Origin of the sequence: Stenotrophomonas sp. S39 (genome assembly GCF_016624665.1) — a bacterium.
GTDB lineage: Bacteria > Pseudomonadota > Gammaproteobacteria > Xanthomonadales > Xanthomonadaceae > Stenotrophomonas.
On sequence record NZ_JACVTT010000001.1, the window covers coordinates 138,710 to 162,101 of the forward strand.

23 protein-coding genes are annotated in these 23,392 nt (G+C 57.9%); 10 read left to right on the forward strand and 13 right to left on the reverse strand.

Annotation, left to right across the window (positions count from 1 at the left end; translation table 11 throughout):
- Positions 1–135 precede the first annotated feature (135 nt).
- From IAE41_RS00620 to IAE41_RS00645, 6 genes are all read left to right on the forward strand, one after another.
- A complete protein-coding gene (locus tag IAE41_RS00620; protein ID WP_200731598.1) occupies positions 136–2,430 on the forward strand; it encodes a hypothetical protein in 2,295 nt (764 codons plus the stop codon).
- Positions 2,431–3,281: 851 nt separating this feature from the next.
- The gene (locus tag IAE41_RS00625) at positions 3,282–3,887 is read left to right on the forward strand and encodes a hypothetical protein (RefSeq protein ID WP_200731599.1); all 606 of its coding nucleotides are present in this window, start codon (positions 3,282–3,284) and stop codon (positions 3,885–3,887) included.
- A gap of 528 nt (positions 3,888–4,415) precedes the next feature.
- On the forward strand, positions 4,416–5,444 hold the full coding sequence (locus IAE41_RS00630; RefSeq protein ID WP_200731600.1) for a hypothetical protein: 1,029 nt from the start codon (positions 4,416–4,418) through the stop codon (positions 5,442–5,444).
- A 128-nt stretch (positions 5,445–5,572) separates the two neighbouring features.
- Positions 5,573–5,746: a hypothetical protein gene (locus tag IAE41_RS00635; protein WP_200731601.1), complete on the forward strand. Its 174-nt coding sequence runs from the start codon at positions 5,573–5,575 to the stop codon at positions 5,744–5,746.
- A 74-nt stretch (positions 5,747–5,820) separates the two neighbouring features.
- A complete protein-coding gene (locus IAE41_RS00640; RefSeq protein ID WP_200731602.1) occupies positions 5,821–5,979 on the forward strand; it encodes a hypothetical protein in 159 nt (52 codons plus the stop codon).
- Complete coding sequence (locus IAE41_RS00645) at positions 5,976–6,695, forward strand: HXXEE domain-containing protein (RefSeq protein WP_200731603.1); 720 nt, start codon at positions 5,976–5,978, stop codon at positions 6,693–6,695. Before IAE41_RS00640 ends, IAE41_RS00645 begins: the two co-directional genes overlap by 4 nt.
- Positions 6,696–6,912: 217 nt before the next feature.
- On the opposite strand, the gene IAE41_RS00650 is transcribed toward IAE41_RS00645, so the two are convergent.
- The 5 genes from IAE41_RS00650 to IAE41_RS00675 form a co-directional block, all read right to left on the reverse strand.
- Positions 6,913–8,031 carry an NADH:flavin oxidoreductase/NADH oxidase gene (locus IAE41_RS00650; protein ID WP_200731604.1) on the reverse strand — a complete coding sequence of 373 codons (1,119 nt, stop codon included), beginning with the start codon at positions 8,029–8,031 and terminating at the stop codon, positions 6,913–6,915.
- A gap of 52 nt (positions 8,032–8,083) precedes the next feature.
- Positions 8,084–8,611, reverse strand: a complete 528-nt coding sequence (locus IAE41_RS00655; protein WP_234458195.1) for an SRPBCC domain-containing protein — start codon at positions 8,609–8,611, stop codon at positions 8,084–8,086.
- Between the two features lie 177 nt (positions 8,612–8,788).
- The gene (locus IAE41_RS00660) at positions 8,789–9,298 is read right to left on the reverse strand and encodes a lactoylglutathione lyase family protein (RefSeq protein WP_200731606.1); all 510 of its coding nucleotides are present in this window, start codon (positions 9,296–9,298) and stop codon (positions 8,789–8,791) included.
- Positions 9,299–9,816: 518 nt separating this feature from the next.
- A complete protein-coding gene (locus IAE41_RS22405) occupies positions 9,817–10,107 on the reverse strand; it encodes a hypothetical protein (RefSeq protein ID WP_234458196.1) in 291 nt (96 codons plus the stop codon).
- Between the two features lie 172 nt (positions 10,108–10,279).
- Entirely contained in the window at positions 10,280–11,062 is a 783-nt protein-coding gene (locus IAE41_RS00675) for a helix-turn-helix transcriptional regulator (protein ID WP_234458197.1), read from the reverse strand.
- 97 nt (positions 11,063–11,159) lie between these two features.
- On the opposite strand from IAE41_RS00675, the gene IAE41_RS00680 reads away from it, so the two are divergent.
- Positions 11,160–12,068 carry a DMT family transporter gene (locus IAE41_RS00680; RefSeq protein ID WP_200731609.1) on the forward strand — a complete coding sequence of 303 codons (909 nt, stop codon included), beginning with the start codon at positions 11,160–11,162 and terminating at the stop codon, positions 12,066–12,068.
- Between the two features lie 106 nt (positions 12,069–12,174).
- On the opposite strand, the gene IAE41_RS00685 is transcribed toward IAE41_RS00680, so the two are convergent.
- The gene (locus tag IAE41_RS00685) at positions 12,175–12,795 is read right to left on the reverse strand and encodes an SDR family NAD(P)-dependent oxidoreductase (RefSeq protein ID WP_200731610.1); all 621 of its coding nucleotides are present in this window, start codon (positions 12,793–12,795) and stop codon (positions 12,175–12,177) included.
- Positions 12,796–12,887: 92 nt separating this feature from the next.
- Between IAE41_RS00685 and IAE41_RS00690 the strand changes: the two genes are divergently transcribed.
- Positions 12,888–13,805, forward strand: coding sequence for an AraC family transcriptional regulator (locus tag IAE41_RS00690; protein WP_200731611.1), 918 nt, complete (start codon positions 12,888–12,890; stop codon positions 13,803–13,805).
- A 3-nt stretch (positions 13,806–13,808) separates the two neighbouring features.
- Here IAE41_RS00690 and IAE41_RS00695 read toward each other — a convergent pair whose 3' ends face one another.
- The 4 genes from IAE41_RS00695 to IAE41_RS00710 form a co-directional block, all read right to left on the reverse strand.
- Positions 13,809–14,990, reverse strand: a complete 1,182-nt coding sequence (locus IAE41_RS00695; RefSeq protein WP_200731612.1) for an RNA-binding domain-containing protein — start codon at positions 14,988–14,990, stop codon at positions 13,809–13,811.
- A 792-nt stretch (positions 14,991–15,782) separates the two neighbouring features.
- Positions 15,783–16,628: a hypothetical protein gene (locus tag IAE41_RS00700; protein WP_200731613.1), complete on the reverse strand. Its 846-nt coding sequence runs from the start codon at positions 16,626–16,628 to the stop codon at positions 15,783–15,785.
- Positions 16,629–16,947: 319 nt separating this feature from the next.
- A complete protein-coding gene (locus IAE41_RS00705; RefSeq protein WP_200731614.1) occupies positions 16,948–17,640 on the reverse strand; it encodes a hypothetical protein in 693 nt (230 codons plus the stop codon).
- A gap of 412 nt (positions 17,641–18,052) precedes the next feature.
- Positions 18,053–18,298 carry a helix-turn-helix transcriptional regulator gene (locus IAE41_RS00710; protein ID WP_043033505.1) on the reverse strand — a complete coding sequence of 82 codons (246 nt, stop codon included), beginning with the start codon at positions 18,296–18,298 and terminating at the stop codon, positions 18,053–18,055.
- A 95-nt stretch (positions 18,299–18,393) separates the two neighbouring features.
- On the opposite strand from IAE41_RS00710, the gene IAE41_RS00715 reads away from it, so the two are divergent.
- Both IAE41_RS00715 and IAE41_RS00720 read left to right on the forward strand, forming a co-directional pair.
- On the forward strand, positions 18,394–19,194 hold the full coding sequence (locus IAE41_RS00715) for a hypothetical protein (RefSeq protein WP_200731615.1): 801 nt from the start codon (positions 18,394–18,396) through the stop codon (positions 19,192–19,194).
- Positions 19,195–19,283: 89 nt separating this feature from the next.
- Positions 19,284–19,712: an NIF family HAD-type phosphatase gene (locus IAE41_RS00720; RefSeq protein WP_200731616.1), complete on the forward strand. Its 429-nt coding sequence runs from the start codon at positions 19,284–19,286 to the stop codon at positions 19,710–19,712.
- Positions 19,713–19,830: 118 nt separating this feature from the next.
- Here IAE41_RS00720 and IAE41_RS00725 read toward each other — a convergent pair whose 3' ends face one another.
- From IAE41_RS00725 to IAE41_RS00735, 3 genes are all read right to left on the reverse strand, one after another.
- The gene (locus IAE41_RS00725) at positions 19,831–20,199 is read right to left on the reverse strand and encodes a hypothetical protein (RefSeq protein ID WP_200731617.1); all 369 of its coding nucleotides are present in this window, start codon (positions 20,197–20,199) and stop codon (positions 19,831–19,833) included.
- A 103-nt stretch (positions 20,200–20,302) separates the two neighbouring features.
- Complete coding sequence (locus IAE41_RS00730) at positions 20,303–20,716, reverse strand: hypothetical protein (protein WP_200731618.1); 414 nt, start codon at positions 20,714–20,716, stop codon at positions 20,303–20,305.
- Positions 20,717–21,522: 806 nt separating this feature from the next.
- A complete protein-coding gene (locus IAE41_RS00735; protein ID WP_200731619.1) occupies positions 21,523–22,629 on the reverse strand; it encodes a site-specific integrase in 1,107 nt (368 codons plus the stop codon).
- Between the last annotated feature and the right edge of the window lie 763 nt (positions 22,630–23,392).

Consider the following 23,392-nt stretch of genomic DNA (forward strand, 5'->3'; position numbering starts at 1 on the left):
TGGACAACGGCCAAAGCTCCCCGCATAGGCGAGGCGGGCACCGTTGTGCCGGCATTCCAAACTTCATTTACGATTCAAGAAGAGCGCAACGGACGCGCAAGCAACGGGCTTCCACATTTCAGCGATGTTACCGCCATGATCAAAAGTCAAATCGATAAGTTAAGGTTTATCGTGGAAGAGATGCAGGTTGCGTTTCATGTGGCGAACAACATTGCCGACTCGTTCTCGGCACGGACCATCGCGCGACATATCCTGATCAGAGCTGAGAACTTCATCGCAATATCGCAACGCCTTCGCCGCCCACTTCGCGAGGCCGGCTTTGAAACGAGGGCGCTTCATGCGTCCAACAAGGCGTATGGGGACGCATTCCAAGAATATTTCAGCGTCGCGCGCCATAAGCTTGGCGCGCATGTACAAGACTTCGATTTCGGAAAGCGCATCGAACTCTGGAACGACATCGAGGTGGTGAAGCTCAGCTATTTTGTGGACGGTGCATGTGAAATCTACGAAGGTCTCTCTGCGTTAAACGTGCCCGGCTACGTTGCTTATGCTGCTCCCTCTGAGCTTTCCAATCGGCTGATCATTGAAGCCCTCCATGAGGCGCAACCTACGCCCGATGCCCCCGTCTGGGTCGAGATGGGAACAGACCCGCTTGCGATGACGCGGAACAACACTACCGCCATTCACAATGCCACCCCAGTCCATGCTCGCGCAGGGCAATTGGTGCTAATTGGTCGCTGGATCGGCCTACAACTGGGTCTTTTGGAGAGGCTCAACAGGCATGTCGCGATAGCTCGGATTCTCAAAGGACGCATTGTCACTGACATCGTCAGCTTCTGCGACTGCCTCGTCACCCGAGCCGTTCGAGATGGCTCGGAGCAGCACATGGAGGGATTGAACACCCTGGTCCAGGCAGAGAACCGATCCTCGTCACCTATTGGTGACTTTGTCGCCAATTCGAACTTCAAGTCCGACCTGGAAATGCTGCGCGCGGTTCGCAACACTCTGGGTGCGCACCTTGAAATTGATGGCTCCACGACACTGTCTATGCTTCTCGCAAGACTCGACACTTTCGATCTCGACTGGGCTGTTGCCTTCTATGCTCGCGCCGAAGCAGCGTTCCGAAAGCAGTGCTCAGGTGTCATTTTCCTTCGTCTGTATGCCGCAGATGGCGCGAGATTCTTTGGCAGGATCGCGCGCCCTTCGGCAGCGCTGCCTTTTGGGAGAGACACTTCCTCAACTCCTGAGGTCTCCCCCGCGCCGCTACTCATTAATGACAGCGTCGAATACGCCAGCAATCTGGCGCGATGGCTTGACGGCGATGAAGACCAAAAGGGAGGGGCACGCCACTTCTTCTGGCAAGCCTTCATGGATTCCGACGCTGTCGAGGAAATCAAGGAGGTGGATCAACTGACCACCGGCACACGAAATCACTCACACGCGTTCCGCAAGGTCCATCAATTCATCGTAGACACGCTGAAGGGTGGCTTGTCCGATTCCGACTTCCGCGGCGTGCTGGACCTCTTAATCTCATGTCGCCATGGCGATCCCTATCCGTTGGCAGAGGCGCTTCTTCGCTACGTGCCATACTCAAGCATCCTTCACAGACACCTGACCTGCTACGCTTTAGGCGAGATCGCCAGCGGGCCCCACAAAGGTGTTTCCGATTTCTTCATCGCGCAATCTCGTTCGCGGGTCTGGTCAGTACGCCTTGGTGCCCTAATAGCTCGATACAAGTCCTTCATCCGGAATGAAGGCATCTTCCGCGTCAATCACAAAGGGCGGATCAACACCGACCACGATGCACTTCTAGCATCCATGATCCGGGAACTGTCGTCGGATAATTTCCTTGTCCTGCTGCTCGCTCTGTGCAGCATTCACACTGGGTCGCTTGCGCGTAGCTCTGCTGCGCAGTTCGCCGCTGACTACTCCGCCATGCAGCTCATGCTTGAGGCTTCCATCCTGCCGCTTTTCAGTGACGACGCCGAGGGGTCCAAAGCGACTACGCTGAAGAGGCTCATAGAGACCGATGACTACGTCGGGGTAGCCATTCATGTTGCGGCAAATCTCGATGGCGGGAGTACCCACGCGCTCCGTGCGGCCTTGCTCGATGGCTGCTGCCAAGGGGTCATTGCTGCCGCTTCCAGCAATCAGTCAATTCGGCATCTCATCATCTGCTACGTTTTGAACGAGAATTATCGTGGCGCCTTGGAGATTGCAGCACCTTTAGCTGAGCGCAACCCTGACTGGGTCGACGCGCAGATCCTTGTGGCCGAGATTCTCGGGCAGATGGAGGGATCGGAAGTTGAGACTCACGATCGACTGAGAAGTATCTCAAACACCTACAAGCTCTCGGAGGTACAGAGAGCTACTCTCGCGGCGGTGGAGGCGGAGGTCCGGAGCCGCCAATGGGATCGTGATCCCGGGTAAATCGTGCGTTCCGCCAGGTCCACGAATGCATCGTGGCGGCAAGGGGAGGGGGCCCACGCATCTACTGGAAGGAAGCAGTATTTAGTATTTGCAAGTGAGCGCGAGTGATCCTAACGCACCAGCCGGTGGGTTCTGATACTAATCTCGTGATCAAAGAGTTTGCATGTAGCACCTTTCGATCTTGGATCACCAAAGCTACCGTCTAAGAGTGGGCTGCCACTCTAGCCGATAGCTCTAGGGCACGTTCAGTTCGCGCAGCGCCCGACTGGATGTGGATTAGGAAATCGAGGGCGTCCTGGGTGCGGATCTGGAATTCGCGGGCGACTTTGTGTGGAAACATGGGCGGCTAGGTGCGGCAACTGGGCATTTCAGCGGTGGCAATCATCTGGGCAAGGCCTCGGCCACTGACGAAGGAGAGAGGAGGTTGCTCCAGGTGCACGTCAGGGCAGTGGAGGATCGTACCCATGCGGAGGTTGACCGATATCGCCACGCGTTGCGGTCAGCCGCGCAGTAGTGGGGGCGGGAGCGCATGGGCCTGACTACCTAATTGCGGGAGTGCGACTAGCAAGCCATTGTCACCGCCAGCCGCGAGCACCAGGCATTGCGCCGCTTGGAAGGCGTGAACGCGAGGGCTGTTGGCCTGGAAGCGCAGCTGACGTCACTGAAGGAAACCACCCGGCAAGTTGCCGAGGTACTCCGAGAAGAGAGAACGAACACGGCAACGACAAGCAAGCAAAGCGAGCCAAACCGCACCGCCACGCCCCTTAAGTTCATCCTCGACCGCTCCCGATAGCATGGCGCGACAGGCCCCATACAAAGCGTAGAAAATGGCACGCCATAAGAGGAACACCATGAAGCAGGGAAGAACTGACAGAGATTGGGCGGTGGTCGCTGTGATGACCTTTGCCGCAGGAGCCGTCTTGACCTGGGCGCTCATGAGCAAGCCGAGTCCGAAATCGGTCGGCTTAGCGTTTGACTGGCCGGCGTGGGTCCAAGCGATCGGCAGCATTGCAGCCATCATCGCAGCGGGACTCATCCCCCTTTGGCACGCCAGAGTCAGGCGACGAGAGGTCACACAGTCCCTCATAGAGCTGATTTCCTACGCCCGATTCCCTGCGACACTGATGCTGGCGCAGTTCGAGGGCGGATTCGGCGGCCCCCGGCTGATCTTGGCGCATCTGACTCAGCTTCATAAGGCTTTCGATTCAGTCAACTATGTTGACGTGCCAAACCGATCCTTGGCGATTGCGCTGCAGCAATCAGCAACGGCTGTGAGTGCACTTAAGGGGATCCAGGAACTCTTCCTGAGAAAGGAAGAGATGAAAAAGGGGCGGGGGATCGAGATCGTTAAGAAATACCTGCTCATGCTCGACAGAGCCGTTGAAGAAGCAATCAAGGCCACCGGTCAGCGGCCTCGAGACTTCAACTACGACACAATCGTGCTGCCTAATGAATAGCCCATGCAAAGGCCTTTCATAGCGTAGAAACATGCCACGGCCTTGGAGCGCTGCGCTCTGGTCCTAACGGCACCGGCTGCCTAGATTGAAGACCAGCCAGCGGGCACCAAAGGCGGCATATTCGTCGCACACAAGGCACTCATCGACCACGCGCATATGATTAGACGCCCGACTGCCATCCTAGCTGCAGCAACGCAGCTGGTCGCGCTGGCTGTGAAAACCGCTCAGGGCTGCTAGCTGTGGCTCTTTTACGCCGCTTGCGCATGGTCCTCAATGAACGCTCAGACCAAGAAGGGCGAAGCGATGAGCGTTCGGTACGACTACAGCGGTTACAAGCCCGAACTTCTCTAGTGATCCACTGCCGACGGCTATCCGACAAATCGGGCGGAGTCGGAGGAGTAGCCGGGGTCTGAACAGGAGCGCTCGCCTGCCTATTTAGCAGTGGGCTTGGTGCGCGGGACTGTAACAAGGAACTTTCGCTGTCACTGCGCCGTGTTACGGTTAAGTAACCCCGTTACAGTCGCTGCTATGAACGACCTCGTCGCTGCAGCCCACTACCTTCAGGATCTACTACCCGACATGGTCGGTGAGCTCGCGCCCTGGCCCAGCTCCAAGGCGCATGGCTTACCCCATTTCCTCGCCAGCCTGTTCCGCCTGGCCGAGATTGATCTGCTGGGCCACCGGGTGCTGCTGGCCATCGTCCCGGCGCACACGGTACCGGCGCCACCTTTACGGCTGATCGCGCAGGTGCGTCGATTGGCTGAAAAGGCCGGCTTGAGGGTCATTCTCGTGCTCTCGGGTGTTTCGCCCTACATTCGCTCCAAGCTCATCGAGTCTCGGGTGGATTTCGTTGTGCCTGGCAGCCAGCTGTTCGCTCCGAGCTTCCTGATGAACCTACGCGAGCGACATTCGTCTCCGAGGGAGCTCCTCTCCGTTGGGGAGCGGCTGAGCCATCCGGCACAAGCGGTTCTGATCGCTGCCCTGTTGCGACCTGACTTGGAGGAGCGCGGGATTCCTGGGAGCGTCCCGTGGGCGCCGCTCGACCTGGCGCGCGAGGCAGGATACTCACGCATGACTGCCTCGCGGGTTGCCCGTGAACTGGTGGCGGCTAACCTGGCCAGCGCCCAGCGCGAGGGACGGGAGACGAAGCTAAGGTTCTTGAAAGCGCGCCGGTCCTTGTGGACGGCCGCGCTGCCGCGGCTGCGCTCGCCGGTGCTGCGCACCACTTGCATCGGCAAAAGTGGCCTGGCCACCCTGCCGGCCGATGATTGTCGTGCTGCGGGAGAAACCGGCCTGTCCGTGCTCACCGAACTGGCGGCGCCAGCGCGGCCGGTCGCTGCGATCCGACGAGACTGCTTCCGTCGGCATCCGGAACCGGAATGGTTTCCCGTGGCCGGCGAGGGCTATGCAGATGTGCAGCATTGGGCCTATTCCACGCGCCTGAGTGGCGCGGGCGCCGTCGTGGACCCATTGTCGCTGTACCTGTCCTTGCAGGGACAAGGCGACCCGAGACTGGACGGCGCGCTGCGGGACCTTCTCGATGAGGTCTTCGTCTGATCGGAGGCGGGAAGCAGGCGAGTGGTTCGCTGAACTCCGGTACCAGTTCTCGGTCATCCGCGGCGCTGCGCTAGCCGTCGTAACGCAGGAAGCGCAGCAGCAAGTGCGGGCCACGAAAGATCTGGAACGTGGTGCTGATCGTGGAGGCGCACACGCCGGCCTTCGGTCAGCGGTTCCGGGGGGATATCGAGGCCGGCGGCTACGAGGCGCGCCAGTACTTGGACAGACACCCAACGTTCTATCGCTTCCGGCGGCCTGCGCGCAGCAACTGCATGAGTGGCCGGCGGGTCGCCTCGATCTGATCGTCTGCAGCGGGATGGACTACTAACCCGGGCCGCATGCCTTGGTCGAACTGCGTGACGGTGCGCATGGGGCGATGAAGGACGACAGCCTGCTGGTTGCTTGCCAATGGCTGCTCGTCCTTCAAGTAGCAATCCCTTGGGCGCATGCGCTGGCGAGGATTGTGCCGCTGAATCTGCTTCTGGCCGACAGCGAGGGAGGTAAGGCGTGGAAGGATGGAGCTGATTTGAGTTGAATTTCCCTTGGATTGGTGGCATCGCAGCGCTGATCTTGCTGGTGCTGCTTTTCTGCACAAGCAACTTGCGGGCCAATGCCCAGATCTCCCGGTGGAGGGACCGGACCTGGCTTTCCTGGCTAGGGATGGTGGCCTACCTCGTGCACAATCTGGAGGAGTACGGGATTGACTTGTACGGACGCAGAGATGGCTTTCCCAAAGACATCATCGATCTAATGCAGCTGCCGCCGTATCCAGACAGCCCAATTCCGCCCTTGTACTTTGTCGCGGTGGACGTGACCGCCTTCTGGATCGCGGCTCCCCTAGCATCCCTGTTGAGCAGGGAAAGGCCGCTAGTCGGCTATGCGATCTACAGCATCATCATGATCAACGTTGTCTTCCACGTGATCCCGCTGATTCTCGGGGTCGGCTACGGCGCGGGAACGATAACTGCGATCATCATCTTCATTCCCCTCTGCGCTTGGATGATCTACACATCCTTTGGCGCGGGTCGTATGAGCTATCGAGCACTAGCCCTTTTGGTTGGTGCGGGAGTGTTGTTCCATGCCCTACTCACTATTCCGATGATTCTCCTGCTGCAAGGTGCAATCTCAGAGACGTCCGTAGTCATGATTCAGGTAGCCAACCCCTTTGTGCTAATGGTCATCTTGTCGGCGGCGGAGCGCTCGCGCTTGAGCATGCCGGCAGGGCAGCGTCGGCCAAGTGCCTCTCGCTAGCTCCAGTCTTCTTCGGCGCCTAGTCAGACCTCCCATCACGTCTCGCGCACGCAGCAGCTTCGGTGACCCCTGGCGGACAGGGCGGAGCAACTTTAATGGTGCCACTGTCCCCGCCTGTGTTGAGGCGGGGTAGCAGCTTGCAATGGCGTTAGGGATTCTCGATGGGAGCCAGATCACTTGCCCCTATTGCTCGATGGAGGAGGGGGCTGGCTCGCTCCTATTGAGCCGACGCCTTGCCTGGGCCTTTGTATCTGCTCAGCCAATAGCTGTAAGGCGTGGGAAGCACGCTGGCTGGGAGCTCCTGCCCAAGCGCAATGGCCATTTGGTACGGATAGTGCGGATTGAATAGGTGGGCCCGCCCGATCATCACTAGGTCAACCTGACAGTCCGCTACAACGCGCTCGGCAGTCTGTGGATCATCGATGCACCAACCTGTGGCCACCGGAAGCCCGGTTTCATTAGCAAATCGCTCAGCAAGGGGTGCCAGGAACGCCTGTGTACCCCATGGGACGCGGCCACCAGGAGCACTAAAGCCAATGCTCACGTTGAGCAGATCAAGCCCCAACTCTCGCATTTCTTTGCCAATCTCAATGGAGTCGACCAGTGCTTGGCCATCGCGCGAGTTGTACTCCACAACTCCAAAGCGCGCGGTCAGCGGCAGATGCTCGGGCCAAACCTTTCGGACGGCCGCCAACGTCTCCAGCAAAAAGCGTGCTCTGTTCTCCGCATTGCCACCGTAGCGGTCCTCCCGCTTGTTGCTGTCGGGGCTGAAGAAGCTCTGCGCCAGATAGCCATGAGCGAAGTGAAGCTCCAGCCATTCAAATCCTGCAGCAAGCGCACGCTTGGCTGCAGCGACGAAATCCGCTTGAACGCGATGAATGTCCTCAACCGTCATCTCGTTGGGAACTCTATCGAGAGAGCCGCCAAAGGCGATCGGCGAGGGACCGAGGATCGCCCATCCTGCGGGATCATCGGCTGCGATGTGGTCATCGCCTTGCCATGGCCGATTTACACTAGCCTTGCGCCCTGCGTGGCCGATCTGGATCCCCGCTACCGAACCGCCTTGCTTGATGGCAGCAGCGATGGCTGCCATTCCTGGAATTTGCTCATCACTCCACAGGCCAGCACATCCCGGGGTGATGCGTCCTTCCGGAGACACGGCGGTAGCCTCGACAATCACGAGCCCAGCGCCTCCGCGCGCAAGGGCGGCATAGTGGCTGAGATGCCAATCGTTGATACGGCCGTCTTCCGCACTGTACTGGCACATGGGCGGCACCGCGATACGATTCTTAAGAGTGACACCTTTGAGCTCGAATGGGCTAAACAGGGCAGACATAAACGGGGCTTTGGGGAGAACGAGTGGAGCAAGCACGGGTATTCACTCCGGCTTAGGACGTTGACTTGGCGGCTCGAGCTGCTGCCACCAGGCCGTCGAGCCAATCCTGGTGACCATTGATCATTGGATTCGGCTTGGCCAGACGCAGGGCTTCTGCAGGCTGTCCCTTCTGCGTTTCCTGCGTGAGGATCCGCACTCGGCCACCATCAAGGTCTTCGACAATCCACGCATGATGAACGTCAAGTCGATCGGCAGACCCGGGCTCACCGGCCCAGCCATGCCAAGCGATCCGGCCCGGACCCTCGGAGGTGGGAGCCTCATGCTCGACGCATTGAGCCTCCACGGGGAAGCCAAAGGTTTCAAAGTAGAATCGGTCCCCGTTTCGCAACAGAGGGCCGGCGCCATCGTGGAAGCGCACATTGGCTGAATTTCCGTAGTAGGTCGGCCACAGACGTGGCTCTTCAAGCAACGGCCAAACATCAGCCGCGGCAAGGCCGAGGACGATCAGCTCATTCGAGACAAAGTTTTCGGTGTAACCAGGAAGGTAGCCTTCCGGCCAACGAATGCCGTTCATTTTCATCATATGCTCCTAAGGGCTAGCGGCGCGGCTCGCCGATGAATCGTTAAAATTACGATCGCCAGCTTCTAACTTGCAGACCTCTGACTTCCACGGCCGAGACACTTGCTCAGTACCGTCGCGTCTCAGTTTGGCGAGGACTGCCTGGCAGTCGGAAGCTGGCTGAGGGTGTGCGTGGAGCTAGACGTACGCGCCAGCTGAATACGTAAGCTCGTAGCTGTGGCTGTAGATCTCCAGGATGTTGCCCAGCGGATCCTCCATGTAAACCATCCGATAGGGCTTCTCCCCCGGGAAGTACTCTCGAACCGGCATGCGCTGCTTTCCACCAGCTTCCACAATCCGAGCGGCCAGGCCTTCAACGTCCGGATCCTGAATACAGAAGTGGAAGACGCCCGACTTCCAGTACTCGAAGTTGTTTGCGGGACGCTCGGCGTTATCGAACTGGAAGATTTCGACTCCAACCCGGTCACCAGTGGATAGATGTGCAATGCGGAAGCTGCCCCATCCAGGCCCAAACACATCCGTGCACATCACGCCAATTGCGCTTTCGTCTTCAACAATCCTGGTCGGCGGCATGACGAGGTACCAGCCCAAGACTTCTGTATAGAAGGAAACCGCGGCATCGAGATCGGTAACAGACAGGCCGATGTGGGAGAAGGCGCGAGGGTAGGGAGGGGGTAGGGCGGGCACGGCACACCACTGGAGAGAGGGGTTGCCGCAAGATTAGACCCTGCAACCCAATCATGATCTAATCCATTTTTATCAGATTGATAAATTATTCTTATGCTGAATGAGCATCGGCTCCGATCCTTTCGGGCTATCGCAGAGGCCGGGAGCTTTACCAGGGCCGCAGGCCAGCTGCAGCTCACCCAAGCTGCGGTCAGTCAGCATGTACGACATCTTGAGCAACAGCTGGGTGCCCTGTTTCTGCGCAGACCACGATCTATTGAGCTGACGCCGGCGGGAATAGCTCTATTGCAGTACTGCCAAGAGATGGATTCGGCCGATCGCCGACTTCAAGCCAAGCTCGCGAGCGCGGACAGCGATCAGGGGGAGTTTGCGCTGATAACCCCCGGGAGTGTTGGCCTTGCTCTTTACCCGGTGTTGCTGGATTTCCAGCGCACCCATCCGGCTTGATCATTCGTCATCGCTTCGCGCCAGACCCAGAAATCCTATCGGCGGTACTGGAGAAGAAGTACGAGGTGGGTCTACTTGCACTTCGGCCGGATGACCCTCGGCTGCAGGCTGAGCCCTTCACCGAGGAGGCGCTTGAGCTGGTAGTTCCGAGAGGTGCCTGCGCGGACAGCTGGGCGGATCTTCAAAAGTTGGGTTTCGTTGATCATCCAGATGGCCAGGCTATGGCCACCCGTCTTCTCGCCCGCAAGTTCCCAGGAAATCCAGGCGTACGCGCGCTTCCTATACACGGCTTCACCAATCAGGTTGCGCTCATCCTTGAGCCGGTATCGCTCGGGCTGGGATTCACTGTCATTCCGCGGCACGCCCGTGAATCGTTCGCTCGGCAAGACGCAATTGAGGTGGTTGACTGTGGATCTCCGGTGGTTGACACCCTTTGGATGATCCATCGATCCGAATGGCCACTATCTGGGCCAGCTAAATGGTTGACCCAACAGCTTCGAGGCCTGCCTCGGTTTAGTGGGAGGAGGGCTCCACCTATCGCTGGAGCGGGCTGAGGCCCCTTCTATACTGGTCTGGGGTCCGGCCAGAGTGCCGCTTGAACATCTCACTGAAAGACGTTGAGTTTGCGTAGCCCAGATCGTCTGCAATCTGCGTAATTGATCGGTCTGAACCCAAGGCATCAATTGCCCTCAGAAAACGAAGCCGATTTCGCCACTCTCCGAACCCCATCCCTAGCTCGCGCTTTGCCAGACGCTCAAGCGATCGAACACTAATATGGTGGCGCTCTGCGACCTCAAGTGCCGACGGAGAGTCCTGAAGGGAGGTCTCGGCATATCTCAGAATCCGCTCGAGCACGTCACCGCTGGCCAGCGGCAGGAAGCTCGACATCACCGGTGCGGCCAGAATCAGGTCAAGGGCGACCGCGGAGAGTCGCCGGTCTTCTGGCGTAACGGCCTCCCCGATGTCACGACGGGCCAGTTCGTCCAGGATCTCCCTAAGCAACGAGCTAACCGCTAACGCAGTCGGAATGCTGGGCATCTGCGCCGACGCGCCTACCGAAAGGTATGCGGATCGATAAGCAACCGCACCACGGTTTCGGGATGAGTGGCGAACACCAGGCGGAATCCATATCGCATAGTGGGTAGGGGACACCATCCAGTCCTCGCCTACCTGTAACTCCATCACACCCTGCGCAACATAGTTGAACTGCCCCCACGGATGCACATGAGCATCCCAGTCGGAGGGAGGCAAAGTGCCTTGCCGAACGTAGATGTCTCCAGGGATGGAGCTGAACGAGGGGACGGGGTCCATTGCCATGTCGCATTCAAGATGAAGGTTGGCGCAAATTATGGATGTAACGAAATTCCGCCAAGTCTACGCTACTGGCTGTTGATATCCAGTATCTGAGGATGCCATGTACTACCTGCTCCCCCTCCTGGCCTGCCTTCTCTGGGGCGCCAACACCATCGTTACAAAGCTCGCTGCAGGGACCGTCGGCCCGGTCGATATTAGCTTCTGGCGATGGCTTGCTGCGGCCATCATCTTGCTGCCATTCGCCCTGCCGCGCCTGAAGTCGAACCTGGCGGTCCTGAAAGCCAATTGGGCACGCTTCTTCGTGCTCGGTGCTTTGGGCGGTGTCATGTTCCAATGCCTGGCGTACTACGCAGCGCAATTCACTTCTGCGACCAACATGGGCGTTATCCAGGCACTAATCCCGTTAATCGCTCTTGCCTTGTCGCGCATCTTCATGGGTCACGCAGTCCGCGGTGGCGCAGTGATTGGTTCGATCATCTCCTTGGTTGGGGTGATAGCGGTAGTGTCCCATGGTGACTTTGAAGCCTTGGTTTCCCATGGAATCAACAAAGGTGACGCCCTGATGCTGCTGGGCGCTTTGGCTTTTGCCACCTACAATTTGCTGATGCACAAGTGGCGCATTCCCGTAACGCTGATCGAATCCCTGTTTCTCCAAGCCACGTCTGCAACGATCCTGCTGCTACCTCTTTGCCTTGTCGCAGGCACTGGCGTCCAAGGTGGCGCAGCCATCGGCTGCATTGCATTCGCAGCAATCGGCGCTTCGATCATGGCACCGTTGGCATGGATGACCGGCCTGCATCGCCTGGGCTCCGCTCGCGTGGCCGGGTTCTTCAATCTCGTCCCGATCGTCACTGCATTGCTTGCGGTGGTGGTCCTCAAAGAGTCTCTGAGCACCTGGGTCGTGGGTGGCGGTTTGATGGCAGTATTTGGTGTGGTGCTGGCGGAGTACGCAGCTCGCAAGAAGCCTGACGAGGTCGTGGTCGTGGATGACACCTCGACCAAGCGCTGAAAGACAATTGCATCGCTGCAGTTCAAATGAAAACGGGCCGCTTGAGGCCCGTTTTCCTTGTTCGGGGAACGCTTCTCCGGCTAGCCAGGTTCAAAGCGCCCTCTCCTCAAGGTGAAGTTGCATCTAGACAGCGCTCTTCAGCTGAGTTGGGCACATGCCGGAGTGCAGATGGAAGCTTCAGAGCATTGGCACCGAAGCTGGTCCCGGGTGATCGACCAGGCAGGACCAGGCAGACGCGCACGCCCAATGGCTCAACCTCCAGAGAGAGGAATTCGGTGAACGCATTCACGGCTGCTTTACTAGCCGAGTAGACGCCCACCAGAGGAAGCGCCTTCATGGTTACCATGGAAGTGACATTGACAATGACCCCGCTCCGCCTTGCGCGCATTTGAGGCAGAAACGCCTGTGTAACAGCCAAGGTCCCCATCACGTTCGTCTCGAACAGCTGGCGCGCCGTCTCCAGAGGAGTAAGCTCAACCGGAATGGGGGCGCCGATGCCGGCATTGTTGACGAGCGCGTCGACCTGGCTTACCGATTCCGCCACGCGAGCGATGCTGGCTAGGTCGCAGATATCCATGGACATCAGCCTCAGCCTGTCGGAGCTTGGGAGGAGGTCAGATTGCGGCTCTCGCATTGTTGCAATCACTTCCCAGCTGCGGCTGAGGAATAGCCGGGCCGTCTCCAGGCCAAATCCGGAGGAACAACCGGTGATAAGTGCAGTGGGCATTGCGTTTCCAAGAAAGCGATGGAGACCAATGTTCGTCCGGAAGGTTCAGACGCTCTACTATTGAACATCCGCGATTCCTCGTAGAACGTCCAGTGCCCCGGGATCCCATAGCTCAGCTGGTAACGCTGCTCCGGCCCACCGCGCGCTACTCCAAAGTCATAGAGGGGGCCGGCCGGTGGCGCATCGAGCGCGAGGGGCAGGGTGACCCCATGTACATTGCCGTACTAGAGGGAAGTTGCCATCTGACAGTGGACATGCAACCCAGCGTTGCACTCGGTGCAGGCGACCTCGTCCTCGTTCCTTCAATGCGCAAGCTGAGAAACTGCAGTGATGAAGATGCCAGTGATGAGCCGCCCACACTGCCAGAAGCAATCGGCGAAGATCGATTTCGAATCGGCGAGCCCCATCTTGCAGGCGATGTCCTGCTGCAGGTAGGCCACTGTCAGTTCGAGGCTGAAGACGCCGCGATCCTGTCACCGCTCCTACCTCGGGTTCTTCACGTTCGAGGCGTGCCGCGGCTGGCGACGCTAGTGCAGATGCTAGGGGATGAAGTTCGTTCGACCCGCGCCGCTCGTGCACTCGTGATCGAGCGTCTACTCGAACTGTTGCTCATTGAGGCCTTGCGTAGCACCCCGGAGAGCACTGAACCCATCGGGCTTGCTTACGGCTTGGCGGATGAGCGAATTGGAGGATCGCTGAGGTCTATTCATCAGCGTCCAGAGCAGCCCTGGAGCGTGGCAAAAATGGCCTACGAGGCCAGCATGTCCCGCTCCTCCTTCGCCGCACGGGTCACTAAGATCGTGGGACTCGCTCCTATGGAGTACCTATTGGCTTGGCGCATGGCAATCGCCAAGCATCTGCTGCGCTCGCAAGAATTGACTTTGGAGCAAGTTGCGCAACGCATCGGCTATGCCAGCACCGTCACCTTCAGCACCGCCTTTGTACGTTCTACAGGGGTTTCAATAGGGAAGTATGCGAGGAGATCGGTTGCCGTCGACCTCGATCTATAGGGTCTACTTGTCTGGATGGGGTAGGGTAGGGGCACGTACCGGCAGGTCGCGGACAGCGTGGTATGCCGCCAGTATGTGAGTAAAGAGCGCGTGTCCTCTGAGGACCCTGGTCTCGGTGCCAAATCTGACCCACGTTTCATCATTCTTGAAGTACATCTGGTGTGGCGCCCCTTGGCAGACTTCAACTTGGATGACGTATCTGTCTTTGAGCACACAAGCGGCACCAATGACTGGCCGAACACGGATGTTGATCTGCTTGCGAGGAATCGAAGGAGTGATCGCTGCGAGTTGCGCGCCAATCTTACGCTGCAGTTCGTCGCGATCATCACGCATCAAGTGAACAGCCTCGACAACCCCTGCGTCGCTGATCCCGTAGTAGATCGAACCGCCCATCTGATTCAGAAAGCCGATGACGTACTTCGTGATCTGCTTGCTAATCGAATCTACAACTGATGTCCCAGAAACCGATTTGAACTCAATGGACTCAGACTCTTCCATCTGTACTGTTTGCCCGAGCACAAACGCCTCACTGTCTCGTGCTGCAAGCTCCTCGTCGAACGCGAGCCCGACAGGATCGGTGGAGCCTCGAAAGTAGCCAGCTCGAAGCACCGCCGTCATGTCGTATTCGAATAGGGCCTCATCCGTGGTGGCTTCGCAGAGAAGACGCTCAACGCACAATGGATTTAAGACCGGCGCCTCGTCCGGCCAAAGGAAGGGCTGGCTCCCTTCAAGCAGGGTGAGAACGCTCTCCTCGTGATCATGAACGTTTGGCCGAGCCCATTTTTCCAATTCGGCCTGCGTCAGCTCACGCCTATCGCGATCGACTATCCCTGAGTACCAGCTTTTGATAAGGACGACCAGGTCCTCAGCAGAAAGCCCTGAGACGAACTCGAACAGCTCTCTATATGGGAGGTGCTCACTCTTAGCTTCTGGCCATTTTCGCACCTCCTCCACGAGCGACAGCAGACTCGCATGCACGCTTCCAACAGTGAAGCCAAGGAGTTCCAGGCGACGCCGAAGCTCGGAAACACTTATGACATAGACGTGGCTTACCACGTACCCAGAAGCGTTAGTCTCGCGATGCAAGTCAGCAGAGGTGAAGACGACCGACTGTGGATCATAGCTGCCTCGCGCGCTACCCCCATAGCTAATCCCATCGATCCGGACGTCTGTGTAAGAAGACAAAGTCTCTCTCCATAATCTTTGGAAACCTGGTCACCCGTCCAGACACTAGGATGCGGGGCAAGCCAAAACAGAACAGGACCCTGGATGCAGGGCACGTCTCCTCCTCCCTCAGGGGGGGTAGGACAGCAGGATGAGCGGGATCGGTGAAGGCTGTTAGACTCGCCGCATTCTGCCGCACCATGACCAAGCTGCAGCGTCGCAGAATTTGAGACCGCCGGCCACTAGCTTGGTGCCTCCAACCAAAGAAGGAAGCGTGAACGTGGATCGATGGGATTGGGTCGCCATTCGTGCCTATTGGCCTGCCTTGGTTGCCCTTGTGGCCAGCTTCGCTTCGTTTGCAGTTCTCTCGCAGATTCCGCAAGCGTCCCCATTGTCCGGTGTTCTGGGCCTATTGAGGTTCGTGCCGGTCGGAGGCCTTGCAGCCTCAGCGCTGCTGCTCGTCGCCCCCACCTATCGCATCCTTCGTTGGCAGAATCATGCGGGGCCTGACTGCCCGACATGCGGCGGGCCATTGGGGTTTGAGCGCCTCGGCTCCCAGCACATGGGTGGCGCGTACCGGCAGTGCTACGCGTGCGGTGATAACGTAAATCACCGGCATTATCGCAAGTTCTAGTCTGTCTTCCCTTTGATCTCACGAGGTTGGGGCGAACGGCTGAGAGCGGCTCTTCGGCCGAGGTTGCTTACTAGACAGCCGCGACTTTGAGGCGAATTCCTGCGTGGCGCGCAGGCCTTGCTAGGAGCGAATCAAAAAGACTTTTACATACTGCACTATCGGTGCCACTCAAATTTTTTTTAATTTCCAGGACGAACACCTATACAACGCTCAAGGACTCCTAGGGTCTGCCTCACTCTCAGCTGTGCTTCATGGATCCACCCACCGTCCCGACTGAGATGCTTGTCGAACTGCCTCAGGAGGCATACAAGCTCCTGGGCATTGTCCAAGCCCAACGCTACCTTATCTGCTGCGTCTCGAATCCCTCTGATCGAGAGCTTGCCATCCGGGGGGATCCCCGCATCCGCAAAGTGGTATCCATTCACAAGCTCAATGGCCGACAGGACAGCGACGTCCACAAGGTGCTGGCGGTTGGCTGTGACTCCGATCTTCGCGCGGAAGATTGAGGCGATGCGCGGGTGGAGATACTTGATGTCAGACACCAACTGGCTGCACTCTCGTTGGTGCAGAGGAGCGCCGCTGCGGTCGTCGTATGGAAGAGACTGGAAGTAGACCTGCGTCACCAGCGACAAGGCCATTAAGCACTCTTCGTCCAGGAAGAGCTGGTGCTCCAAGATAAGCGCTTCAAATTCCTGGCGTCCGGCAGAGGGGATGGGCTCAAACAAGCCTTCATCAGGATCACCTAGCTCTGCCCATTCTTCGTTGTTCTTGGCAATCTTTGCGATCAGTGCTGCGAAGGCGCTACGCTGATGGTCGAAAAATAGAGAAGTACGCAGCTGGGAAACCTGATTCTCATGCCGGATGCCCTCGACCTTGGAGTTTAACTCGGTCTTGTAGCTTTCAAGCTTCTGCGCGTACTCGTGCTGAATCGATTGCCTCAATCTCTCCGAAATCCAGCCCTTTGCAAGCCATACGAGTGCACCTCCACCAACTCCGCCCGATACAAGGCTAAGAAAGTACTCCACTGACCCTCCAAATGGCTAATGCCTACACGTACTTATCATTGTATCGCGCTTGTTAAGTGCCGCAGTCTACTTCCTCCCTACGTAGCTGAGAATCGGCGCACCGCGCAAATGGCTCGGGCAGTTCGACCCGCCCGAGGCAGCACTCCTATTGCATTCGCGCCCAAGCGGCGTGGCCCCAATCAACAATCGTTCGCCAGCTTTCAGCTGGGGAACGATTGGCAGCCGCCTAACGCGAGAGAAAAGTGGTTAGCTTCGATCCCTTTCGATCTAGGTGAGTCAAGCTTGCTCTAAGGCCTCGCAATGAAAGAACCTGGCATGCCTACTTCAGGGTGGTTTGTAGTGCGAGCAGCACTCCCACGCACAAGGTAGTTGACAGCGCTGATGCGACCAAGGCGCGCTTCGCGTTGCCAAACATCCTCTTCTGCAGCGAGTTGCGATTTCGTCGCAGAGCAGGGCGCAGAAGCAGCCATAAACAAGCCGGAAGCAGGATTAGCGGCCACGCCAATGCCCTTTGGAGAAAAGGCTCAACGGCGGAGCGATGGCTGAGGAACCACGCGAAGCACGCCGCGGCAAGGCCAATATACAGGGCGATCGAGCTGATCTGCACCACGTGGAACCGGAAAACAACTTTAGGTCGAGCCCTTATATCCAAGTGCGTGACCATGATTTCCAGTCGATGCATCAGCATGGCAATGGTTGCAGTGAAGAGGATCAAAGCTCCAACAAGTGCCATATAAATCGGGGGAGAGAACTCCAGGGCAGTTTGGAGCTGATCAAATGCCACTTGCCCGCTCTCGGCGACGGCTTTGGCCTCACCCATGTCAAGGAGCCAACCTTGGAGCTCAAGGCATGCTGTCGCCCAAGGAGCAGCCGCTGCACTGACCAGCGCGAAAACACCAATTATCCGCTGCCAAAGCTTCTTTTCCGGCATCTCAGTAGATGAGCGGGGATCACCCCAAAGCGGGAAAGCTAGCAGCAGAGAACGGGGATGCTTCGCGGCCCAGCTGCGCATCATGCGCTGCCGTCGCCAAGCGATAGCTTTCAGGTCTCGAAGCTTCTGTAGAATGCCACCCTCGACGTCAGACAGTCGCGCCGAAAAGCCATAGGCCCCGCGACAAGCCCATCGGAGGCATTGAGGGGCTCGCTTTAGCGACCTGCGGAACTGCTGTGGAGTGGGCCTGAGAAATGTCTTCACATCAAGAACTGTAAAGACGCCGCTTCGCCCGGATCTACACGTGGGCTCACACCTCAAAGTTCCACGAAACAGCCTAAAGTTTCGACCCGTTACGCCGACGCCGATCTACGTCACGGATTCCCGGCAGGGCCTGCCCCTTCCATCCGGTTGACCGTCTGTCCCTGGCGTGTGCGCTTGGTCGCGTTCGGCCTGCAAGAAGCGCTGACCCAACGGTACGCCCCAAGCGGCTTTAGTCTTTGATTCGTTTCTCAAAGTTTGTGATCAGCTTGCCCAGCGAAAGGCCTGTCAGGCGGGCGATATCTCTGAGCTCCACCACATCAACCCTTCGCTTGCCTGTTTCAACGTCACTGATGAATGACTGGCTGCGGCCCAGCATGCTGGACACTTGGGCCTGGGTAAGACCGGCAGCTAGCCGCGCTTCGCGAACAGCCTCAATCAGGGCAGCGTACTCTTTTCGATGGATGGACTTCGACACGACCGCGCCTTGGTTGAGCGGCCTAGAAAGCTATATCCAGTTCTCCGATATCTAAAAACCCGATATCCTGTCTTCTTCATTGACAGGGGGAACGCATGAGCGAACATCCATACCGCTTCATCACGGCGGCCAGAACCAGAGCAACCCTGATCCTGACAGCCTCAGCCCTACTAGCTGCCTGCGGTGGTCCGACAGACAAGAAGATGATTACGAATGGAACCCAGCAGCAGTACCGAGAGTCCATCGACGCTATCGACGCGGAACTCAATGCCCACGAACGAGCGGCCTTCAACTGGGCAGTTGCTGGAATGAACCTTGAAAAACTGAATCAGACCTACCCAAACGCTTCTGTAAGGCAGGTGGTGAGAGGGCAGGTCAAGCAGATCAGGGAAGCCAATCCCAAGGAGATAGGAGCGCTACGACAAGAGGCTACTGATCAGCTTCCTACTGTCGCGGAGCTCCAGAAGGTCACTGCGGTTGATCCGGAGTTTCGGATGGAAGACAGCTTCTTTGGTCCCAAGCCGGTCATCACCGCCCGAATCATCAACCGCTCGACATTGCCATTGAGCGAGGCGAGCTGGGATGCGGCGCTGTACATCAATGGCGATGCACAGCCTGTAGCTAAATCGAAGGTGCGCAGTGATTTCCGCACCATCGAAGGCCTCAAGCCCGACCACCATGTTACGGCTCGCTTCACTGTTGGATTCGTCAAGGGCGATCAGACCTGGACCACGCTGGCAATCAGGCAAGCTGCGTCTACTCGTGTGGAACTCCAGATGATTCCAGAGACAGCGCTGGATTACGGGGACAAGGCCTACCTGAGCGCCAACCATCAGAAGCGCATTGATTTCCTAGAGAGCCAGCTAAAGCAAGCCGGCGAATTCGAAGATATCTGATGCCGGCGCCCAGCCGAAGGATCAGACACGCTCGGCTGGGCTTGGCAGCGATGCCTAGCTTCGCCTCAACCCAACAGGACCATCAACCAATGCGCCCGACCATCCTCGCCATGGACTTAGAGGGAACGCTAATTTCCAACGCGGTGAGCCAGATCCCGCGCCCGGGCCTCTACCAGTTCCTTGAGTCGGCGAAGTCGCTCTTTGAAGAGCTAGTCATCTTCACAACAGTCCCAGAACCGAGATTTCGTCAGATTGCCGCCCTCCTGGCTTGCGAAGGAGCCGTCCCGAGCTGGTTTGCCAGCCTGCCTTACACGGCATGGACGGGGCCCACGAAGGATCTAGGCAGGGTTTCGGCACACATCGGCTCGGCGTGGCTACTGGACGATTACGCACCCTACGTCCATCCAGGACAGGAGCAGTACTGGGTACAGATAGAGCTCTTTGGCTCTCCATACCAGGAAGATGACACTGGACTGGACGACGCCATGGCAACACTCCAGAAGCGACTGGGCAAGTGATTCTAGGCAGCCGGAGATGCTGAAGAATCTCCGGCAGAACTGGCCGCATCATCCTTTGGAGAGGGGCACTTGACACGCCTCATTCCGTGTTGGGCTGGCAAGCAAATGCACGACCCGGTCAGATGACCAGAGAGCGTAGCTGGCCATGCAGCTGACGCATCCCGGGGAGGCCATTGCGCACCATAAGATCCAGCGCTCTGCTGCCGGCAAGTTCGCCGCTAACGTGAGTCCGTCTAAGCCAGAAATCCGCTTGATCGGGATCGATGAAAACGGCGTGGAGTGCACTATAGATTCCCAAGAGTAGCGAGATGCGCGTGATCGCATCGACTCCCAGCGTCGCCAGATCGCCTTCCTTCCAGTCAGAGAAGTCGGCGCCGCTGGGGCAACCCAACAGTGACAACTGCTCGCTGTCTGTAAGTTTCCATGCTCTCGCAAGCCCCACGAAGGCGCGAAAGGCCGGCCCACGAAGCTCTTCCAAGTTAGTCATCAGGTTGATCTACGTCTCGTCATGGACAAAGAGCAACCAGGGATAAGCGTTCCGTCGGCCAGAAGGGCGCCGGCGCTCGTTCACCCCAAAGCCCCTTAAAGCACTACAGCTTCCAATTACTACTGGGTTCGAGCCAGTACCTGATGCCTAATGGCAGGAAAGTCTCCATCGCCACATCCAGGATCAACGGCTGACGCCACGCCTGGCTAGGCAAGAAGCAAAAATCCTTGGCACCCAGGATCCCAGCTTGTTCTCGGTTAGCCAACCAGATGCATCTCCGGCCAATCTCGCGGTCAAGCGCCAGGCGTGCCGCCCCCTCATCCAACCCGCTTTGAATGAACTCAGACGCAGCGTTACGCATGCTCGCCCACAGCGCGTAGCGCTTACGTCCCAAGCTGAGTGCGTGCCACTCAGGTGATTCAGTTGACGGAAGCCCGTCGCCAAGACTTGGTTCTAGGCGATGCTTGCGCAGCAGATTTGCCAAGTACGCGCGCGACTCGGTAGCGGCGAGCGTCACGCCCAAGCTCCGCCTGACACCCGGAGAACAATCGGCCGCCCAGCGGCTCAGAGCACCGGTCAACGCCGCCTCTAGATTTACGTCTCGGCGAGACCACGGTGACCGGTAGGACCACGCCAAAGGCTCGTACAGCGACCTTGCTGCATCCAGAGATCGCTCCAACGGAACACGGTTGAGGACGCGCAGGGCAGCAAGCGTATCCAGTGCGTGCGACGCTAACCCCTCAGCAGCTACTGGCGAACTCTCGGTTCGTGAGCGCTCAAGAGCACACCACGCGCACGCGAGAAACGGGCCAACTGAACGAACGAAGTTGTCCAGTTCTGGCCAATGCGAGATGAGGGTCGGTTGGTTGACGACATAGGCCACAAAGCCCTCAAATCGCGACACCAGCTGTCAGGATATCAATCCGACCATACGCTGTCTATCTGAACTTTAGATATCCAGAGCAGCGGCCGAGTGCCCCATGACACACGAGCAACATCATTGCTTCTCCCGCGGAAGCCGTCTCTACAAGGTGCCCACCAGCATTGAGCTAGGTGGGACCAACATCAGAACCGGATGCGCATTCTCGTGTTGTCCGATATCCAGCGGGGCAGTCATTCGCCACCAAAACAGTCGCTTCGACGCTAATCCTGTGGTGACGGTGTAGGGTGGAGTCGACCAAAATTGCAGGGGAGGGCGCTGGTAAAATGGTGGAAGGAGTCCATGGCCCTCGCGTTGCTAGAACATGGTTGACTTGGAGAAGCCGTGCCAACATCGATAGCACACCAGGGGGACTGAAAGTAGGCGCGCTATCCACACCATCTTCAGGCAACCTCGTCCGCCTCACCGATGCTCCTCGAGTTCTCTAGCATTCTTGCAGCAGGGTTGGTCTCAGCTGAACCTGCCTGGTAGTAGCCAATTACGCTAACGACCGACCGATGATCTGTCATCGCCATGATTGCCGGCAATGCAATACCCTGCCTGGCACCCTCCGTAACGAAGCCAGATCTCAAACTGTGCCCCCCGAAATCACCTACCAGCCCCGCAGCCTTTGCGCGGCTCTGGATGATCGTCGCTACTGACTTAGGCGATAGACCACTTCCAACTCGCCCGTTGATGAGCTGTCGAAACAGCGATCCTTCTCGGACCTGTGCTGCATCGATCCAAGAACGAATCGCGTCCGCCGGCGCGCCTAACAACGGCTTGTCGGGAGCGCCTCCGACCCTAGGGCCGTCTTGAATGGTCTTTCCTATGTCAAGGCGATACAAGTAGCCACCCGGGATAGGTGTCAGGTTCTCGACAGTGGCCCCAGCGGTTTCGCTGCGACGCCGTCCTCCGCTAGCAAAGGCAAAGTAGAGCAGGGCACGGTCACGCATCCCGACTAAGTCGTCTCCACAAGTGTCAACCATGGCCGTCAACTCCGTGGCCGTTATCGCAGTCTTCTTGCTTGGCCGTTCGCCGCGCTTGTGTGCAGCCCTGCGCGCCTTTGCCAGCAATTGTCGAACGTCGGAGCTTTCGCAAGGGTTCGCGAGCTTTAGCAGCTGATGCGCACTCGAGAGAACAGCCACTCGATGGACGATCGTTGAGAGCTTCAACGGGCCCAGTCGCTGCTTTAGTTTTGCCTCAACGAGAAGCTTGTCGAGCCTTGGGGGAAGCTCCCACGCAAGAGACTCGCCAGAAAGGCGAACAAGGTGGTCGACGACGAACTGCAGAACAGCCGCAACTTGGACAGGCATCGAGATTGGAACGCCGTAGCGGCCTTCGTGCCAGGCAGCCCAGTAGCGAAGCGCTGTCGCGTAACTTCGCATTGTGTTTGCCGACGCGGCTTCTGCAAAAACCTCACGAATCGCGTTGGATGAGGATTGCGACAGCTCAGTCGCCGTCAGGCCTGACGGATTTTCGCCCAACAAAAGAGGAGCCGAATCGTTCATATGTCACTGAATTGTATGTGGAAATGGCTACTCACCTTCCGATAAATATATCTTATCGGAACGGCCAATTGTGGGGCAGGGGTGTCAAGTTCTGTGGTGACGGCAACTCAAGCTGTGACAGTGCGTGAGACGAGTCGTTGGCCGGAGCTGTGCGTCCGAAAGGTGATCCAGGAAAGAATTGAGTCGCGAGGTCTGGGGCTGGTGCCGCGTAGCTCACGCTAGATCATCTCCAACTATTGTTGTTACTTTACTGGGGATCTCCAACTAAAGATGTTCCTTCGCTGGAGTTCTCCAACTACAGTTGTTACTTTTTTGGGCTCCCTCCGTAACGCCCCGATTTCGCGTCGGTTCCAGGCCTTCGATCGGCTGCAAAACGGTGAAGTAACACTTTTACTTGGATGGAGCGTGCGTAGGAGCTCGCTAGCGGTCGCTGGACGCACCCAGGGTGAGTGCAGTAGGCACCAACTAAAAGCGTTACTTTTCTGAAGTAGGCCTCAACTACAGAAAAGTAACGCTAATACGTTGAGCGGCGGAACAATTTTAGTTGGGTCGGCTTCAAGGACCGGAAGGTGGAGGGGTTCGGATGCTCGGAGAGCATCATCTATGTGGAGGGGATCAGGAGGTTGTAGATCCTGGCTGGGGCGAATTTCGCGAGAACATAATATACATTATGCGAAATACAGTACCGGGCAGTTGCGACGTTCGTGGCATCCGCGTGGCAATGGCTGGGCCTCTGGCTTGGCTCTTGCCTTGTAATTCGGCG

What these genes read in the sequence shown, in the direction of transcription:
- IAE41_RS00630 (WP_200731600.1), top strand. Translation starts at nt 4,416, where the DNA reads ATGAACGACCTCGTCGCTGCAGCCCACTACCTTCAGGATCTACTACCC.
- IAE41_RS00640 (WP_200731602.1), top strand. Translation starts at nt 5,821, where the DNA reads ATGAAGGACGACAGCCTGCTGGTTGCTTGCCAATGGCTGCTCGTCCTT.
- IAE41_RS00655 (WP_234458195.1), bottom strand. Translation starts at nt 8,611, where the DNA reads ATGAAAATGAACGGCATTCGTTGGCCGGAAGGCTACCTTCCTGGTTAC.
- IAE41_RS00680 (WP_200731609.1), top strand. Translation starts at nt 11,160, where the DNA reads ATGTACTACCTGCTCCCCCTCCTGGCCTGCCTTCTCTGGGGCGCCAAC.
- IAE41_RS00720 (WP_200731616.1), top strand. Translation starts at nt 19,284, where the DNA reads ATGCGCCCGACCATCCTCGCCATGGACTTAGAGGGAACGCTAATTTCC.
- IAE41_RS00715 (WP_200731615.1), top strand. Translation starts at nt 18,394, where the DNA reads ATGAGCGAACATCCATACCGCTTCATCACGGCGGCCAGAACCAGAGCA.
- IAE41_RS00620 (WP_200731598.1), top strand. Translation starts at nt 136, where the DNA reads ATGATCAAAAGTCAAATCGATAAGTTAAGGTTTATCGTGGAAGAGATG.
- IAE41_RS00725 (WP_200731617.1), bottom strand. Translation starts at nt 20,199, where the DNA reads ATGACTAACTTGGAAGAGCTTCGTGGGCCGGCCTTTCGCGCCTTCGTG.
- IAE41_RS00735 (WP_200731619.1), bottom strand. Translation starts at nt 22,629, where the DNA reads ATGAACGATTCGGCTCCTCTTTTGTTGGGCGAAAATCCGTCAGGCCTG.
- IAE41_RS00625 (WP_200731599.1), top strand. Translation starts at nt 3,282, where the DNA reads ATGAAGCAGGGAAGAACTGACAGAGATTGGGCGGTGGTCGCTGTGATG.
- IAE41_RS00650 (WP_200731604.1), bottom strand. Translation starts at nt 8,031, where the DNA reads ATGTCTGCCCTGTTTAGCCCATTCGAGCTCAAAGGTGTCACTCTTAAG.
- IAE41_RS00675 (WP_234458197.1), bottom strand. Translation starts at nt 11,062, where the DNA reads ATGGCAATGGACCCCGTCCCCTCGTTCAGCTCCATCCCTGGAGACATC.
- IAE41_RS00705 (WP_200731614.1), bottom strand. Translation starts at nt 17,640, where the DNA reads ATGCGCAGCTGGGCCGCGAAGCATCCCCGTTCTCTGCTGCTAGCTTTC.
- IAE41_RS00685 (WP_200731610.1), bottom strand. Translation starts at nt 12,795, where the DNA reads ATGCCCACTGCACTTATCACCGGTTGTTCCTCCGGATTTGGCCTGGAG.